General features: G+C 45.9%; 16 protein-coding genes. 6 read left to right on the top strand and 10 right to left on the bottom strand.

What is annotated here, in order from left to right:
* Window positions 1-102 precede the first annotated feature (102 nt).
* On the bottom strand, window positions 103-1,809 hold the full coding sequence (locus SP90_RS12935; protein WP_066857010.1) for a Na+/H+ antiporter NhaC family protein: 1,707 nt from the start codon (window positions 1,807-1,809) through the stop codon (window positions 103-105).
* 218 nt (window positions 1,810-2,027) lie between these two features.
* Between SP90_RS12935 and SP90_RS12930 the strand changes: the two genes are divergently transcribed.
* The 6 genes from SP90_RS12930 to SP90_RS12900 all read left to right on the top strand — a co-directional run bounded on the left by SP90_RS12930 (window position 2,028) and on the right by SP90_RS12900 (window position 9,617).
* A complete protein-coding gene (locus SP90_RS12930; RefSeq protein WP_231895570.1) occupies window positions 2,028-5,003 on the top strand; it encodes a DEAD/DEAH box helicase in 2,976 nt (991 codons plus the stop codon).
* Window positions 5,004-5,305: 302 nt separating this feature from the next.
* A complete protein-coding gene (locus SP90_RS12925) occupies window positions 5,306-5,833 on the top strand; it encodes a hypothetical protein (RefSeq protein ID WP_066857007.1) in 528 nt (175 codons plus the stop codon).
* 2 nt (window positions 5,834-5,835) lie between these two features.
* Window positions 5,836-6,312, top strand: a complete 477-nt coding sequence (locus SP90_RS12920; protein ID WP_066857004.1) for a hypothetical protein — start codon at window positions 5,836-5,838, stop codon at window positions 6,310-6,312.
* A gap of 368 nt (window positions 6,313-6,680) precedes the next feature.
* The gene (locus tag SP90_RS12915) at window positions 6,681-8,054 is read left to right on the top strand and encodes an RHS repeat domain-containing protein (RefSeq protein ID WP_066857001.1); all 1,374 of its coding nucleotides are present in this window, start codon (window positions 6,681-6,683) and stop codon (window positions 8,052-8,054) included.
* Between the two features lie 22 nt (window positions 8,055-8,076).
* Window positions 8,077-8,631 (top strand): hypothetical protein, encoded by a 555-nt coding sequence (locus SP90_RS12910; RefSeq protein ID WP_066856998.1) that lies wholly within the window; start codon window positions 8,077-8,079, stop codon window positions 8,629-8,631.
* Window positions 8,632-9,062: 431 nt separating this feature from the next.
* Window positions 9,063-9,617, top strand: coding sequence for a hypothetical protein (locus tag SP90_RS12900; protein WP_066856994.1), 555 nt, complete (start codon window positions 9,063-9,065; stop codon window positions 9,615-9,617).
* A 202-nt stretch (window positions 9,618-9,819) separates the two neighbouring features.
* Here the strand turns inward: SP90_RS12900 and ilvD are convergent, their stop codons facing one another.
* The 9 genes from ilvD to SP90_RS12855 all read right to left on the bottom strand — a co-directional run bounded on the left by ilvD (window position 9,820) and on the right by SP90_RS12855 (window position 17,810).
* Entirely contained in the window at window positions 9,820-11,487 is a 1,668-nt protein-coding gene (gene ilvD / locus SP90_RS12895; protein ID WP_066856993.1) for a dihydroxy-acid dehydratase, read from the bottom strand.
* A 66-nt stretch (window positions 11,488-11,553) separates the two neighbouring features.
* Window positions 11,554-12,426 carry a cell division protein FtsX gene (locus SP90_RS12890; protein WP_066856992.1) on the bottom strand — a complete coding sequence of 291 codons (873 nt, stop codon included), beginning with the start codon at window positions 12,424-12,426 and terminating at the stop codon, window positions 11,554-11,556.
* Entirely contained in the window at window positions 12,426-13,133 is a 708-nt protein-coding gene (ftsE, locus tag SP90_RS12885; protein WP_066856991.1) for a cell division ATP-binding protein FtsE, read from the bottom strand. The genes SP90_RS12890 and ftsE overlap by 1 nt, the downstream gene beginning before the upstream one ends.
* Before the next feature lie 226 nt (window positions 13,134-13,359).
* Window positions 13,360-14,019: a DUF3833 family protein gene (locus SP90_RS12880; protein ID WP_269449361.1), complete on the bottom strand. Its 660-nt coding sequence runs from the start codon at window positions 14,017-14,019 to the stop codon at window positions 13,360-13,362.
* Window positions 13,997-14,629 carry a tetratricopeptide repeat protein gene (locus SP90_RS12875; protein ID WP_066856987.1) on the bottom strand — a complete coding sequence of 211 codons (633 nt, stop codon included), beginning with the start codon at window positions 14,627-14,629 and terminating at the stop codon, window positions 13,997-13,999. The genes SP90_RS12880 and SP90_RS12875 overlap by 23 nt, the downstream gene beginning before the upstream one ends.
* Window positions 14,619-15,008 (bottom strand): hypothetical protein, encoded by a 390-nt coding sequence (locus tag SP90_RS12870; RefSeq protein WP_066856985.1) that lies wholly within the window; start codon window positions 15,006-15,008, stop codon window positions 14,619-14,621. The genes SP90_RS12875 and SP90_RS12870 overlap by 11 nt, the downstream gene beginning before the upstream one ends.
* Window positions 15,008-15,679: a YkgJ family cysteine cluster protein gene (locus tag SP90_RS12865; RefSeq protein WP_066856983.1), complete on the bottom strand. Its 672-nt coding sequence runs from the start codon at window positions 15,677-15,679 to the stop codon at window positions 15,008-15,010. Before SP90_RS12865 ends, SP90_RS12870 begins: the two co-directional genes overlap by 1 nt.
* Before the next feature lie 375 nt (window positions 15,680-16,054).
* Window positions 16,055-16,243, bottom strand: coding sequence for a ferredoxin (locus SP90_RS12860; protein WP_066856980.1), 189 nt, complete (start codon window positions 16,241-16,243; stop codon window positions 16,055-16,057).
* A gap of 208 nt (window positions 16,244-16,451) precedes the next feature.
* Window positions 16,452-17,810: a trypsin-like peptidase domain-containing protein gene (locus SP90_RS12855; RefSeq protein WP_231895569.1), complete on the bottom strand. Its 1,359-nt coding sequence runs from the start codon at window positions 17,808-17,810 to the stop codon at window positions 16,452-16,454.
* Window positions 17,811-17,934 lie beyond the last annotated feature (124 nt).

Raw genomic sequence — 17,934 nt, 5'->3', positions numbered from 1 at the left:
ACGCCCTCCTGCCCGTCGGAGCCACTTCACTGTAGCCCGATAAAAGAAAAACCCTCGACAGATATTCTGTCGAGGGTTTTCGTATTACTATATGCAGGCTGACTAATTTGTTTCAGGCAGCTTTTTACCAAAGAGGTAGAGCATGCCGAGAACAGCAGCGAGACCTACAGGCAGGGTGATCACAGGAGAGAGACCGAGACCTGCAGGGAGGAAGCCGAAGAGGATGGATACTGCACCTACGGCTACTGCGTATGTCAGCTGGGTGCGGACGTGATCAATGTGGTCACATGCGGAACCCATGGAAGACAGGATGGTGGTATCGGAGATTGGTGAGCAGTGGTCACCGAAGATAGCACCTGTAAGAACTGCACCTACGTTGAGGAGCAGGTATGCCTGATCCGGGTTGATAGCCCATGCCAGCGGGATTGCCAGTGGCATGAGGATACCCATTGTGCCGTATGAGGTTCCTGTCGCAAAGGAGATGATGGAACCGAGGATGAAGATAATGGACGGCAGCAGGAATGCAGGCAGGGTGTCAGAAAGAACGCTCACGAGCCACATAGCAGTACCAAGCTCTTTGATGATACCGGAAAGGGACCATGCGAGGAGCAGGATAACTGCAGTGATGTTCATGGACTTGATACCGAGAATCCATGTTGTGATAGCTTCTTCAATGCTGAAGATTTTTTTGCATACGCCCATAGCCATGGACACGATACCCGCGAGAAGCGCAGCCTGGAAAAGAACTACGGAAGCGTCGGATGCACCGAAGCATTCGCGGATTGCAAAGAAGCTCAACGGAGATTCGTTGATTTTAGCGAGCAGTTCTGCGTTGTCGATCGCGCTGAGACCATTAAAGTAGAAGCCGAGGAAGGCAGTAACAATAAGGGTGCCGATCGGGATAATTGCGTTCCAGATGGAAGGAACAACGTGTGCGCCCGGCTCGAGCTGTGTTGTTTCTTCAGAAGCCATAGGGTTGGCATTGTCCGCAAGAACCTTACCGTGCTTGCGTGCGCGTTCTTCAGCTTTCAGCATTGGGCCGAATTCGCGAAGCAGCATAATGCCTGCGAGTACGAAGAACAGGATAAAGATGTTGTAGAAACGGTACGGAATGGTTTCAACAAATGCACCGTATGCGTTCATCTGGATACCGATCTGCTCAAAACCGTCTTTGATAAGACCTACTTCGTACGCAACCCATGTGGAAATAAGGGCGATACCTGCGATAGGTGCTGCTGTAGCATCGATGATGAAAGCAAGCTTTTCGCGGGAAACGCGCATGCGGTCAGTAACCGGGCGCATGATAGGGCCTACGGTCAGTGAGTTTGCGTAATCATCAAAGAAGATTACCAGACCCATGAGCCATGTGAAGAACTGGGCACTGCGCGGGCCTTTTGCTTTTTTTGCAAGTGCTTCTGCAACTGCAAGGGTGCCGCCCATTTTGGAAACAACGGCAATAAGACCGCCGATGGCAAGGCACTGTAATACAATACCTGCGTTCCAAGAGTCAGCAAGCGAACCTAAAATTTCGTTGGATACACGGTGAAAAGAACCGATAACACCGCTGTAGATATTGAAGCCTTTTGTTTCCAGCATCATTGCGCCGGAAAAGACACCAAGGAACAAGGACAGGACAACGTTACGGCTGATAAATGCAAGTACGATTGCTACCAGTGGCGGAACCAGTGTCCAGAATCCAAAAATTTGTGAGTTTGCAGCGCCTTTGCTTGAGTCGGCTGCCAAGGCCGGTGCTGCAGTAAAAATGATTGTTGCTACTGAAAGCAGTAGCAATAAATGAAAACGTCTCATAAGCACTCTCTCCCGAATGTTGCTCTCTTTTGCGTAGTTCCTAAAAGAAATACCCTTGCTTTGCAAGCTTTGTCTGTTTGGTATGGGTAAAGTGAAAAGAAATAGCAAATCGGAGTGTTACAGTTATTTTTTTGCTTCTGCACTTGCATGAAGATGTGGAGGGTGTTTTTTTACGGCATTTCACTGTTTGCTGATTGACTTTCAAAAGGGTGCGCAGCATGGTCGGGCGTATGTACGAGGATAAGGATATTGTAGCGGAATATGTTGAGGCGTTGCGCGAGTCAGAACGTCTGGGAGATCAGGTGGTATACCACAAAGTTCTGCCGGATGTGGAGGCTGTGCATGCTGAAAATCGCCGTCCGTGGCCGCAGGCTATTAAGGACTTGCTTGCCATGCAGGGGATTAATAGCCTGTATGCGCACCAGACACTTGCTACAGATCATATTCGGGCTGGCAGGCACGTGGTTGTTGCCACTCCTACCGCAAGCGGTAAAAGCCTTGTCTACAACCTGCCGGTTATCGAGCGCTTTTTACAAGACCCTGATGCCAGAGGGCTTTACCTGTTCCCTCTTAAAGCACTGGCACAGGATCAACATAAAACGTTCCAGTCCCTTACTGCGCATTGGCCTAAAGAGGCTCGTCCTGAGGCAGCCATCTATGACGGGGATACCACGCCTCATTTCCGAAAGAAGATTCGTACAAAGCCGCCTACGGTTTTGATGACGAACCCTGAGATGCTGCACTTGTCGATGTTGCCTCACCATGAACAATGGATAGAATTTTTAGCATCCCTGCAGTTTGTTGTTGTGGATGAAGTGCACACCTACCGTGGAGTTATGGGTTCTCATATGGGACAGCTTTTCCGAAGGCTGCTGCGTGTGTGCAAACAGTACGGCATCACTCCGACCTTTATTTTTTGTTCTGCCACGGTGGGGAATCCTGCCGAGCTTTGCGAGAATCTGACCGGCATTACCCCCACAGTTATTACAGAAAGCGGCGCACCACAGGGTAAACGACATTTTGTGTTCATGGATCCTCATCAGAGTCCTTCTTCTGCTGCTATTTCTTTGCTCAAGTCTGCCTTGATGCGCAATATGCGCACTATTGTGTATACGCAGTCCCGTAAGATGACGGAGCTTATAAGCATGTGGGCGGGACAGAAATCCGGTGCCTTCAAGGACAGGATTTCCGCGTATCGGGCAGGTTTTTTACCTGAAGAACGGCGCGAGATTGAACAGAAAATGTCCAGCGGTGAATTGCTCGCAGTTATTTCCACCAGTGCGCTGGAACTCGGGATTGACATTGGCGCGTTGGATTTATGTATCCTCGTCGGATATCCTGGTTCTATTATGTCCACGTTACAGCGAGGTGGCCGTGTAGGACGCAAAAAGCAGGAATCTGCTGTAGTATTGGTAGCTGGTGAGGATGCCCTTGATCAGTATTTTATGCGGCATCCCAAAGAATTTTTTTCCCGTCCTCCTGAGTCAGCAGTGCTGAATCCGCATAACCCTGTTATTTTGAAACGGCATCTAGAATGCGCAGCTGCTGAGCTTACCTTGCGTGCCTCTGAAGAATGGGTGCAGGAACCTGAAGTGCAAGCAGCAATACTCGAGTTGGAGCAAACAGGGCTGTTGCTGCGCGATGCTGCTGGTACAACCATTTTTGCGGCAAAAAAACGACCGCATAGGCATGTCGATCTTCGCGGCGCGGGTAATACGTTCCATATTGAGTCAGAGGACGGAACTGTCATTGGTAGCGTTGATGGCGTGAAAGCGTTCAAAGAAACGCACCCCGGCGCTGTGTATCTTCATAAAGGACAGACGTGGTCAATTACTGAACTTGATTTTGGAACTCGCACTGCAAAGGCTAAAAAAGGGCGTGTGAACTACTACACCCGTATCCGCAGCAATAAGAGTACAGAGATTCTTGAAGTGGTTGACCAGACACTCGTGTGGGGAACCCGCATGTGTTTTGGCAAGTTGCGGGTAACAGAGATTATCAGCGGTTTTGAAAAACGAAGTGTGCAGGGCGGAAAGTTGCTTGGTATTACTCCGCTGGATATCCCGCCGCTTGTGTTTGAGACCGAGGGCATCTGGTTTGAAGTACCGCTCGGCGTGCAGCGTGCAGTAGAAGATGAGTTTCTGCATTTTATGGGTTCCATTCATGCGCTGGAGCATGCCATGATCGGGATTTTACCTATTCTTGTGCTTACAGATCGTAATGATCTTGGTGGGATTTCTACGCCTATGCATGCTCAAGTGGGGAAACCGGCAGTGTTTGTCTATGACGGAATGGAAGGTGGAGCTGGGCTGACCCGCCATGCGTTTACTATGGCGCACGAAGTGTTTGAGCGAACCCTTGCAGTAGTCCGTGATTGCGGCTGTGAGCTTGGTTGCCCAAGTTGTGTGCATTCTCCAAAGTGTGGTTCCGGTAACCGCCCTATTGATAAGGCGGGCAGTATTTTTCTTCTTCAAGAAATGGCAAAGGGAGAGGGTACTCCACCTGCCGATAAAGTTTTTACAGTGGAGCCGCTTGGGCAGCTTTCCGCATCTTCCGGCACGTTTTCTTCAAAGGTGCTGACGGTGGATTCCGGTAGGAAAGTAACGCCTGAGATTCCAAAAGACTCTCAGCCTCAATCGAACGTTGATAATGAGGGAAATCCTCGCCGCTATGCAGTGCTGGATATTGAAACACAGCGATCAGCACAGGAGGTTGGTGGCTGGCATCGGGCTGACTTGATGCGGGTTTCCGTAGCTGTGCTGTATGACTCCAAGGAAGATGCCTTTATCCATTACATGGAAGAAGATATGCCGGAGCTTTTGGAACATCTGAAAGATTTTGACTGCATTATCGGATTCAATATTATTCGCTTTGATTACAAAGTGCTTTCAGCCTATGCGGACTATAATTTGAAGTCGCTTCCTACTCTCGATTTGCTGGATGAAATTCGCAAGCGTCTAAACTATCGGGTGTCTTTGGACAACTTGGGTTCTGCAACTCTTGATGCTCCGAAATCTGCTGACGGACTGCAGGCACTGAAATGGTGGAAAGAGGGCAAAATTGAAGAAATTGCAACTTATTGTGAAGCGGATGTGCGCATTACCCGTGATCTATACAGGTATGGCAAGGAGCATGGTTACTTATTGTTTACGAATAAAGCTAAGCAAAAAGTCCGCGTTCCTGTTGCATGGTAGGTGACAGTGGTGGCGGGAACATTTTGTATTGTTCTCCAGTATACGAGTGCATTGCATCAATGAAATAGAAAACCCAATTGAAGAGTGGCTCCATTCCACTCTTTTTTTATGCCGAATGGCTAAGGATAGGATTCACATACCGTCAATATTTCTAACGTTACCGTAAGGTCATTGTAATACCTAGCTAGCGCCTGCCTCGTATCAGTTTGATATACTTGCTAATGATATTATTATTAGCACAACGAAATACTATTAGAAAAATATAAATAACGAATTAGCAGTAAATAATGTCAGGAGATTTCATGCCTAGCTCAATTCAAGCAATGACCACTGAAGAGTTTATGAGAAAAGAAGTTTTTAAATCCCATGACTCATCTGGCTCAGACACCAGAACTCGTAGAAATAATTTGCAAACGCAATATTGGAAAGTTATCCCCAACGAAGGGGCATGTGAAAAATGCCAAGCAATGGGGCAAGGAGTTCATTGGGAAAAACCAGAGCGTCCACATCCCAATTGCAAGTGTGAAATGGTAGAAGGATCTATTCTCGTTGGAAGATTCGGAAAAATTGATGGATGGCGTGATACAGCTTCAGAACAATTTACTGCTGGCCAAAGTATTAACGTCTTTATTAGGAGTCTTGGTCCAATGGCAGGAGGTGCACATATTTGGGTTGATGGCTCACAGCATACTCAAACAGGACACATGTTACCTAACTCATCGCGGACTTATCATTTTACTAAATTTGGAGAACTCCCCCTTACATGGCAAGTTGATATAATGACTGATGGAGTTGATAATTGTACTTTCACCTACAATATTACAAATTAACTATGAACTATATCATTGCATTATTACTCTTAGCTCTTTCGAGTTCGCTGGCATGTGCAGAAGTAACTATTCCCATTTCATGCGACAATGTTACAAAGATTTCTGTTGATCAGATTAAGTCATCGGATTTAAATATTATTATAGAAAAAGATCCGTATGTTTATTTTATTACGCTGTGGTTAAACCAAGAATCAGCTACAAAGTATAACAAAGCTGCTGCTAAATCCATCATTACAGCAGTTAAGCCTGATGGAACATATGTTATTAAGAACCCGATCCTTTTGCTGACGCCTTTAGGGGTGATAAAGAGTGACGCACCGTACCAAACTACCATCAACTCAAGGCAGCTTATTCTTTTTATGAAAACTAAGAAAAAAGCACTGAAAGCAGCACAGAAGGTATGCCCAAAGATAAAACCAAAAGTTTTCTTCTTGTATGACCATCTTGAAGAACAAAGGTTAAAAGAAAAGAAGGAGTAGCAGATACAGCTTTGCATCTGTGTTTTATCTATATTCGAATCCTTTCATATAAGTTCCTAATCCAATGAAACTAACAAAGGTGGCCATGTGCTACCTTTTTCTATTTCAAGTGATAAAGTGAACATTTGTTTGTTCACTATAAAAAGAGTGAATAGTCTTTGCTTTCATTTTTGAAGTAGAGTGACCCAACTGAAGAGTGGCGAGCATGTCACTCTTTTTTTGTAGTTAGCAATTAATGTATAAAATGACTGTCTAGCTTTGGCAGGTAGCGGTGGAACCATTGTGAGGAGAAGTTCACGCCTGCTTCAGAGCGAGGTTAAAATAATCGCTATGTAAGTTAGCTCAAACTCATTTTCAGGAGAGAGCTTATGCAGCAGCCAAAAGCAATGACCACAGAAGCATTTTTACGCAGGGAAGTTTTTCGACAGCCAATATCAAGAAGTATGGGGAGAGAAGCCATTACCCAAGCAGGTGCTGATGACAAGATAGATATGACGCCTGATAATATTTTGAAATATCAAAGAACAGACTTTGCAACACCTAAAGGCATTGTTTTTGGAGTAATGGAGTTATTTCGGAATGATGAAGGACAAATTACACGATGCAATACCATATTTAATCACAAGAAGAAGGTGCTTGAATATGCGTATGATAATAAAGGACGGTTAGCTGCCGTCAAAACTGATGGCGTTCTTTCAGAGCAATATCAATACGGTTCGCGTGGCGAAAGGTTATGGGAATTGAATGGGACTCGGTATGTGTTCAACTATTTATCACAGCTTGAGCAGGTGAGAAGTCTCAAAGGTAATATTACCTTTGTGTATGATGATAGAGGAAGAGTTGTTCAAAAACGCGGAGGCTCAAGGGTGACAACCTTTGGCTATAACACCTATGGCTTCCTTGAACGAATATGTTTACCTGATAGTCGCTGTATCACATATACCTATGACCCGTTAGGAAGACGTTCTTCAAAGCTTGTAAACGGGAACGTTACAGAAAAATATTGCTGGAAAGATATGCTTTGTCTTCAAGCTGCATGCACAGGGGATGATAAAAATCATGTTGTGTTCAATTATGAGGAATCAGAAAAAAACCGATTGCAGCCAGCATCTCTTTCATGCAATGGAAAAGAATATTTCCTAGCATATAACCATGTTGGAACATTATTAGCTATTGCTGACGAAGCTGGTAGCGTCGTCCACATTGAAGAGACGGACAGCTTTGGCAGGCGATTGTCGCATAACAAATTTGCTACTGTGGCAATGATCAGTTTCGGCGGCGGACAGCTAGATGATGATACAGGGTTAGTCCATTTCTTATTCCGTGACTATGATCCAGCAACTGGTTTCTTTATTCAGCAAGATCCGCTAGGTCGTCATGGTGGTGACGCAGATGTATATGGGTATTGTTTGGATGATCCTGTGAATCTGGTTGATCCTCTGGGGCTGAAGGGAGGGGGGATTGACGCAAGCTATCTTAAAAAGCGGGCAGGTGGTTTAGGGCGAGGGTTTGATGATGCCATATCTTTTTTTGATAAATTCACCCCAACAACACCACTTGTAAACTTGATTGAAGAAGCGTTCGATAGAGACTTAGATCAAGATGGAGATGCAAGTAGGCTGTCACGGTTCTCAGATTTCATGTCTTCCAAGAATGTGAAGAACTATTCAAGCTACTCTCAGCTACTACGAGATAGTTTCAAAATTTTAGGTCCGAATGGTGATTCTTTAAGGGGGAGATAGTTAGGAGACGAAGGAGACTTTTATGGATCTTTATGAAGCCATTATGGCATTTTTATTTCTTATTCCTACTGCACTTTTTTTCTTTATTATATTAAGTAGCATCTGTTTACGTGTGGCTGGAGTTAGCTTGCAGGAAAAAGCCACAATGTTTTTTCTCAAGGCATATGGATGGACAGGAAAAGGCACTGTTGTCTATTCAAGTCGGTTGGGAAGATGGGGAAACGGAGTTCTTTTTACGATAATATATGGCTCTGTTATAATCCTACAATTAGGTTTGGTGTTAGGGGGACCTACTTTACTTAACGTATGCTTATTTATTGTTAGCTGCATAGTTTCATTTTGCAGTTTTGGGCTTTTTGCTGGTTCCTATTACAGCGGTGTAGCGTGTGACGAAGAAGGACTTATTCTAAGCCCGTTAGTACCAGCTAGTGGAGTACGCCTACCTAATAACGAAAAGAAACTGCTGAGGATAACGTCATTAGGTACTTTTTCAATGGTGTATTGCCCTCAATGGGAAGAAGGGCGCACTGTAATGGTAAGCAAAAAGCAGCTTGAACACCTCATAAACGCATATTGATTATGAAAGACAGCTCACTTGATTGGCAGCTATGAGAAAAATTTCAAGAGTTCTAGGGTACGTTACAACTCTCACATTTATGTTGTGGCTCATCCAAACTATCCGCTTTAATTAGAAAAGGACGGTGGTGAATTTGGGCTCATGACGTATGGCAATACTGTTATCGTATTTATGTGCGTTGCCTCTATGTTTTTGCCATATGAAAGAATGCGGTATTGGGTTCCCTTAACTATATCGCTTAGTGGAGTTTATCTTCTTATCTTTTGCATAATGATAAACTTGTATACTGCTGCAATTTGGCTGGTCGTAGGAGGAAATTTTTTCTTTGCGATGATCGCTTTTCTTCTGTTCTATCTTGGACGTGAGAAAAAGTAGATGAACTCGGATGTGTGAGCAATGTGGGAATTCACCGACCATGAGGAGAAGTGGTTATGGTAATTAGAGATATTGTTATTGCAGTCCTATTACTGATACCAGCTGAGCTTTTTTTCTTTATTATATTAAGTAGCATCTGTTTACGTGTGGCTGGAGTTAACTTGCAAGAAAAAGCTACAATGTTTTTTCTCAAGGCATATGGATGGACAGGAAAGGGCACTGTTGTCTATTCAAGTCGGTTGGGAAGATGGGGAAACGGAATTTTTTTTACGATACTATATGGTTCTGTTATAAGACTACAATTTAGTTTGGTGTTAGGGTCGCCTACTTTACTTAACGTATGTTTATTTATTGTTAGCTGCATAGTCTCATTTTGCAGTTTTGGACTCTTTGCTGGTTCCTATTACAGCGGTGCAGCGTGTGATGAAGAAGGCCTTATTTTAAGTCCCTTAGTACCAGCTAGTGGAGTGCGCCTAACTAATGAAGATATAGAATTGATACGCATATCGCCGCTTGGTAGCTTTTCAATGGTGTATTGCCCTCAATGGGAAGAAGGGCGCACTGTTATGATAAGCAAAAAGCAACTAGAGACTCTTGTAAACGCACACTAACGATGAAAGGCAGCGTCATGAGTGAGGCATAGGTAGACATATGCGAGCACATGACCTGTTCGAGAAATTTTTTGTAATGATGCTGCAATATGTGGGGTGTCATTAAAAAGAAGGGCTGTCCTGATTTCAGGGCAGCCCTTCTTTATATACCGAGAGGTCATGGAAGATAAGCGACGAGGCTTATGGGAGGCATCGTGCCTGCTTATTTGTATACTGCTCCTGATGAAGCGCTTTTAACCATACGGCTGTAGCGCTTGAGCAATGGAGAGGTGACTTCTTTTTCCAGAGGCTTCCAACCCTTTTTACGCTCTTCAATAGTTGCTTCATCAACGAGCAGGTTGAGTTTACGTTCTGGAATATTGATTTCGATTTTGTCGCCTTCTTCTACGAATGCGATCATGCCGCCGTCTGCTGCTTCCGGAGAAACGTGGCCGATTGCTGCACCACGGGTACCGCCGGAGAATCGGCCGTCTGTGATCAGGGCAACGTCTGCACCGAGTCCGATACCGGCAATTGCTGCTGTCGGTGAGAGCATTTCGCGCATGCCAGGGCCACCTTTAGGGCCTTCGTAGCGGATGATAACAGCGTCACTTTTGTTGATCTTCTGCGCCATAATGGCTTCAAAAGCATCTTCTTCTGAGTTGAAGACTCGTGCGGTTGCTGTGCGCACCATCATTTCAGGGGCTACTGCAGACTGTTTTACAACAGCGCCTTGTGGAGCAAGGGAACCGTAAAGGATAGCGATGCCGCCTTCTTCTGAATATGGCTCTTCAATCGGACGGATAACGGTCGGGTCACAGTTGGTTGCTTTCATTTCCTCAAGGTTTTCCCCGAGGGTTTTACCTGTGACAGTCATTACATCGAGATTGAGCGCGTCTTTTTTGCGTAATTCAGCAAGTACTGCCGGAATGCCGCCAGCTCTGTGGAGATCCTGAATGTATTGGTCGCCTGCAGGTGAAAGCTTGCAGAGGTTCGGAGTTTTTTTGCTGATTTTATCGAACAGCTCGAGCGAAATATCGAGGTTTGCTTCACCGAATACTGCCGGAAGGTGCAGTACCGTGTTTGTGGAGCAACCAAGTGCCATATCAGCGGAAATCGCGTTGGATACAGACGCTTCTGTTACGATGTCACGCGGGCAGATGTTCTTCTCAAGCAGTTCCATAACCTTGAAGCCTGCTGTTTTTGCAAGGCGGATACGCGCAGCAGACGTGGCTGGTGTTGTCCCGTTACCCGGCAGAGCAAGGCCGATGGTTTCGGAAAGGCAGTTCATGGAGTTTGCGGTAAACATACCGGCACAGGAACCGCAGCCCGGACATGCTGTCTCGGAGAGGTCTTCCAGCTCTTCTTCGGTCATTTTGCCGAGTTTAACCTGTCCAACGCCTTCAAATACGTTGATGAGGTCTGCGCCTCCCCCGCCTTTGGTTGTACCGGCAGCCATCGGGCCACCGCTTACGAGGACGGACGGAATATTCATGCGCAGCATAGCCATGAGCATGCCAGGAACAGATTTATCACAGTTCGGGATAAAGACGAGTGCATCAAACGGATGGGCTGTAGCCATAATCTCAATGGAGTCGGCGATGAGTTCGCGGCTCGGTAAAGAGAAACGCATGCCCTCATGGTTCATGGCAAGGCCGTCACAGACCGCAATAGCAGGGAACTCCATAGGAGTACCGCCAGCGGCACGGATGCCTGCTTTAACAGCATCGGCGATGGTATCTAGGTGAATATGACCGGGAACCACCTCGTTGGCTGCGTTAACAACACCCACAAGCGGGCGGGAAATTTCTTCGCGTGTAAGCCCGAGAGCATACAGTAAGGAGCGATGCGGCGCTTTTTCAAGTCCGCCTGTCATTTTTTTACTACGCATAGTTAAGCTTCCTGTAGTGTTTCTGGTCAATCTAAAAATATGTGCTGCTGGCAACAATGCACAGCATTAACTACGTACAGCAACCCAGCTGCTGATACTTCCGACAACCATCGGAATAACTATCAGCAATAATGCTTGATCTACAGGCAGGAAGTGGAGTTCCCAGTGAAGCGGCGCAAAGTTGAACGTGTCTTTCAGATTCCACCATGCCGTGTACAGACCGGCAACACCGAGGATGCCGCCCACACTGCCGAGCAGTGCCCCGCCGACAAGCAGGGGAGTACGAATATACCAGTTTTTAGCACCCACGAGTTTGAGAATTTCAATTTCATCTTTTCTGCTGATGAGTGAAAACTTCATGGTGTTCCCTACCGCAATGGAGAGGATAACTGCTAAAAAGACCAGTACAGGCATTGTAATTGAGTCTGAAAGTTCTTGCCATGCACGGCTGACATCGTCCTTCAGATTACTGGAACGGACAGTCTTAACGTCCGGTATGCGTTCCAGTGCTGCCTGAGTTTTGCTTTGCCATTCGGCTACATCACCTTTGCGCGGAGAAAACTTGAGCACTGCGGTGTACGGGAGCGGGCTGTTATCAGCCAGCAGCATACCTTTACTTCCTTTAGGGAGCGTAGAGCCTAAATCCTTCAACGCTTCTTCCGGAGTGTAGGTAAGCACCTCCACAACACCATCCATTTTTTGCAACGTCTTCCAGCTTTCTTTTACTTTTTTTGGAGAAGCCTTTTCATTCCAGTACACCTGAAAAGCGACTTCGCCTCGAGTCACCTTAAGCTCGGTGTCCAGATTGCTTACGCACAGCAGCATAAGTCCGGCGAGAAAGGTGATGAACGATACAGCAAGAAGCGTCATCAGTTGCGCCCAAGGATGCAGGGCAATGTCACGAAATCCTTGTCTGATGAGTTTAAAGAAGACACGCATTATGAATGCACCTCTTTAATCTTTTCGGAAAAGATTTGCGCACCGCGCCAGTTTGCAGCGACAATTTTTCCATGCTCAAGACGGAGTTGTCTGGCCTCAGGATGCATCCGTACAAGCTCGCTGCTGTGTGTAGCCAGAACAACAGTTGTTCCGTGCATGTGGAATTGTTTGAAAATCCCCATCATGCGAGCTGCCAGTTCTTCGTCAAGGTTCCCTGTCGGTTCATCAGCAAGAAGAATCTTAGGGTTCACCACAACGGAACGGGCCACAGCTACACGTTGCTGCTCACCGCCTGAAAGTTCTCCGCACAAGGTGTTGATGCGCGGTTCAAGACCTAACCCGCGAACAACGGCACGAACTCTTCTATCTATATGAATCTGATTGAGTCCTCGAACTTCAAGCGCCATCGCAACATTTTGGTACACAGTACGGTATGGCAGAATTTTAAAATCCTGAAAAACAACACTCACGCTTCGACGCAGGTTGGGAATTTGTCGTGCGGGTAAGTTTTTTAAATCATACCCTGCAACATTAACCTTACCACGCATAACCGGAAGAGATGCGTACAACAAACGCAGCAGCGTTGTTTTACCTGCACCGGATGAACCGGTAAGAAGAAGGAACTCCCCTTTCTTTAAGGAAAAAGAGCAGTTTTTCAACGCCCAGTATGATCCGAAATTATGGGATAGGTTTGTAACGTTAAGCAAAGCACTCCTGCCTTGTAAAAAGCTGATGGATTCTTTGTTGTATACAATTATGTAAAAATCAACAAAATTAACACACGGACAGGGCAGGATACTCACTACTCACATTCTTTTCAAGGAATGACAGAGTGCTAGAAATGAATTGAACAAAAAATAAAATGCAGCGCAAAGCACGTTGTGCCTTGGGCTGCATTTTATTTGGACTGCGGTAGCTAATTTCAAATAAATTTTATCTGTTGATCTTTTTTACGGGAACAAGAACAGTAATAATTTCTCCAATCCTCACACCAAGTTTGCGTAGAATTGCTTTGCTCATCATGACATTTCCCGGGGTAAGCCACATCATATCTTCCACATCAACAACCACTTCTTTTGCACGGGTCGGTATTTTCATGCGATACATTGCAATCGCTTCAAAACCGCGGATTGTGATGGTGGCTAACCCTTCAAGATCATCAGCAGTGGAAATATATCCGCTTTCGTTTTCTTTGGTCAGTTTCCATATCCGTTCGCGAGTGTCGCCGGAGGAGAATGTTATTGTTTCGTGCATTACGCCACGGAGCATGCCGTCTGCATCCGGTGTCCATTCCGCATTCAAGGAGCCTGCAAAACGGTGCCAGATATCGCCGTTGCGTCGTATGAGCACGCCGTGACAATCCAGTTCGCCTTGAAAAAAGTCTTCAAGAATTATGTGGTCATTCATACTGTTCTCCATGCTGTGTGTCTGTAGTGAACAGTATGCCTCAGTGGCAGTGCTTCCCCACTGATTATAACAAAAAAAGGCTGCTCCCTTTCGGGAACAGCCTTTGATATTCGTCTTTGGTACACACTGCGTCGCGGAATATTCCGCAACATATGCGTGAAGCTTACGCTTCGCGATGCGGTGCAAGCTCAGCGAGGAAGTTAGGGTCAACTTCGAAGCCGAGTTCGATTGCTTTGTCTACATTTTCAATAGCAACTGCAAAGTCACCGCGCTCGAGAGCAACAAGAGCAAGGTTGTTGTATGCAGGAGCAAAAGAAGGGTATTTTGCAATCGCTTTGAGGGATACGGTTTCACTTTCTTCGAGTTCACCGAGCATGTAGTGTGCAGAAGCGATAGTAGCCTGAGCCTGAACAAAGTCGGGATCCCATCTGAGAGCTTTCATCGCACATTTAATTGCTTCTTCAGCTTGACCCTGCTGGAGATGAACAAATGCCATGTTTGCCCAAGGTACAGGGAACTTAGCACGGCACTGTGCAGCTTCTTTGTTGTACTGCATGCAACCTTCAAGGTCGTTACGCTGCATGCAGATACCGCCGAGCTGTACATATGCTTCAGCAAAACGGTTGGAGTTACGGATGCACTCAAGGAAAGCAGCCTCGGCACCGTTCCAGTCACGTACGGAAAGCAGTGCTACACCAAGGTTGTAGTGGTGGTTAGCACATTCCGGGTTCTCATCAATCTCTTTACGTAAAAATGCAACGTACTCTTCAATACTTGCGAATTCTTTAGTCGTCATGATCTATATGCCCTTCTTCAATCAAGAGGTTGTAATACCAAACGCAGAAGTCGAAAATGCCGCGGTACTTCTCATCCTTATTAACAATGCCGACAGCTGACTCTAATGCGCCGCGACCATAGTCATTGGAATACTGGCCTCTGTGAGACTGGAGAAACTCGCGAACGAGCTGCTGTGTGGTGCGCTTGGAAATGTCCATACGCAATTCCATAGGATCGTTCGGTTTCGGGAACGGATCCCAGTTATCATATCCAATGCGGTCAATGAACTTACGGCGACGTGGCGCCATATTGTCGTACATAAACCGTTTTTGTTCTTCTTCTTCCGGTGTCAGTTCATGATCTGCACCAGTACGATACATACTTGCAGAAATACTCATTACTTACCCTTTTTCTTTGGCGCTTTCAGGCCAAGGTATTCATCATCGTAGTTTGTAATAAGTGCCATGGACACAGGAACAAATACGCCAGGCAGTTCTTTGTAGTTAGACTTGATTGATTTACACAATTCAAGGCTGATTTTACCAAGACGGTCCTGAATAGTATCAAGAGATACAGTAGGGTACGGTTTGCCCGGCTCAAATTTTGAAAGTCCGCAGGTGTGTGCTTTACCGCCGATGTTGGTAGGGATGCCGTATAAGCGACAGGTGATCGGACGGAATTCGTACATAAGACATTTATTTTCGTCGTTGAGCAGAGGACAACGAATGCGTTCTTTTGCCATTGCTTCAAGCAATTCCCGTGGGTCAGCACCTTTCATGGAATCACGGTATAACTGGCGTTTACGCTTGTAGATTGCACGGTCTGCTGCGTTAGCTGCGCCGACGATATTGGACTGCTCTTCACCGAACGGGTAGCGTTCAAGAAATTTGTGGTTGATGTACAGCGCTTCAATCAGGCTGATGTCGAACAGTGCGTGACAACAGTCGCTGCAACCGGTGTCGCAGGTGATACAGTCACTGTGCATGTCGGCTACACGGTTGAAAACAGAATCTACTTCAGCAACAAGTGCTTCGTATTGTGCAAAAAATTCAGAAAAATCCAATTTCATCAGAAAACTCCCTACCTCCATAGACAATGTAACTGTCCAGAATCGGTAGCCTTTTTATATAACTATGATTGGAGCAATAAATTCTAAGTAGTATACAAACAGGCATTCGCAACGTTGTGCCCGTTTGCTACAAATTATTAGTAACGAAACGCCCGACTGGCAAGGGAAGAACAGCAGCAGAATAAAAAAAATTGCATAAAGGCGTTGAGCGCCAACGGTTGCAGCAGGAAGGAATTTTTTGCTCGTGATGTTTGTTGAACAAATTTACGCTGATATATAGGGGCCGTATCCCCCTCCCTATATATGAAACCGGACAGCGAGTTTCCCCGCTGTCCGGTTCAAAAATCAAAGCATGCGAAACACGCACGTATTGAATTACATTTCTTCAATAACGATAGCGTCTGCTTCACAAACTTCAACACAGGATTCACAACCGAGACATTCGTCTGCGTTTGCTGGCTCAGCTTTGCCGTCCTGCATTTCAAAAACTTCAACTGGACATACGTCTACGCATTCTGCGTCGCCAGTACATTTCTCTGTATCAACGGTAACATTGTAACCCATGGTAATCCTCCAGGTTTGATTTTGGTCTCGATGAGTCTGTAATTACGCATTGCACCTAGTGACTAGGTTTCGTGCAGCAGTCTCATCGAAACCTGCAATTAGCCCTGACCTGTCTTCAGTGTCAAGACCTGAAAAACATTATCTGCATGCTTTGCAGTTTTTTTTGTGTGGGTATCACGCCAGAAAAAAAATATCTATGTAAAATAAGCTAGATATCCATACGGACGCGGTAGCCTTTTCCATCACGCGCAACGAGTAAAATGAGTGATGAATCCAACCTGTGTGTGAAAAATGCCTGATACAGTTGAGACATGTCAGTAATCTTTTTCCCGCTGATGTTTACAAGCAGGTCTCCTGCGCGCAGACCAAGTTTATCTGCAGGGCTGCCCTGACGAACAAAAGCAATGGTCAGGTAGGTGTCCCCTTCTTTTGTTGTGAAGCCCCAGCGCTGTTGGATTTGCTTTGCTGCAAGAGTTTCTGAGTATGCTTGAGCGTCAACCGGTTTGGAATATGTTTCTCCATTACGGATGTAGGTTACTTCTACCTGTTCCCCTTTGGTCATGTTCTTCAGTAACTGTACGTAATGTCTATGGTCTGTCACTGCATTGCCATTAATTTTGACTATGGTATCACCGGAGAGGAGTCCTGCCTGCTGGGCAGATGTTCCTTCATATACGGATGTGATGAGCAGACCTTTAGTGGAAGGCAGTTGTAACCATTTAGCTGTGCTTTCATCGAGGTTTTGACCGGAAATACCAAGCCATACAGGTTCAATGTGGCCGCTTTCAAGCAGCTCTGTCACAGCTCTGCGGGCTTTATCAATAGGGATGGAGAAACCGATGTTTGCAGCCTGACGCAACATAGCGGTGTTGATTCCCACCAGTTCTCCGGCAAGGTTGATCAATGGGCCGCCGCTGTTCCCCGGATTAATAGCTGCATCTATTTGGATGAGGTCGGTGATGGTTGATGTTTGCGTTTTTATGGAACGGTCGAGCGCTGATACTACCCCTGTTGTCACTGTATGACTGAAGCCGAGCGGGTTGCCGATGGCAATAACTGTTTCGCCCGGCATTAAATCGTCTGACTGTGCCATGCGCAGTTCAGGCAAATTGTTTGCTGCATCAAGTTTCAGTACGGCAAGATCAAAGTCAGGATCAGAGCCGAGCATGGAGGCTGTAAACATCCTGCCATCAAGTAGCGTAACATTAATTTGTGCTGCACCTTGAATGACATGGGCGTTTGTTAAGACAATGGCATTTTGCGAATCAATAATAACACCGGAACCGAGAGTTTGCTCTTTAACCTTTCTGCGTCCGCGACCTTGCTGGAAAAAGTCATCGAATAACGGATTGCGGGGGAGCAGGTTCGCAAATGGATTTACGGCCCGTTCAACAATTCTGTCAGTGCTGATGCTCACAACAGCAGGTGCCGCTTTGTGAACTGCCGATACTACCGGCGTAATGCGGACACTGCCTTCATTTTGCAGTTTTTCGTAGTTATTTTCAGCAAATGCCATGCTGTGAGTCAGCATTATTGTAAGGATGATTGCGAAGAGTCGACGCATCATATACCTTTATCCTGTTCTTGGTGAGTTGTATAAAATTAGGGTTAAGCTATCGCAGACTGTAAGGATGTCTGAAGAAAAAAGCTAGACCTGTGCTTTATGAAGTCATCGAAACAGCGTTGCGGTA

It is taken from the genome of Halodesulfovibrio spirochaetisodalis (assembly GCF_001672295.1).
In the GTDB taxonomy this organism is placed as follows: Bacteria; Desulfobacterota; Desulfovibrionia; order Desulfovibrionales; family Desulfovibrionaceae; genus Halodesulfovibrio; species Halodesulfovibrio spirochaetisodalis.
The sequence above is the reverse complement of the archived record's forward strand: the minus strand, read 5'-3'. Positions and strand labels throughout refer to the sequence as shown.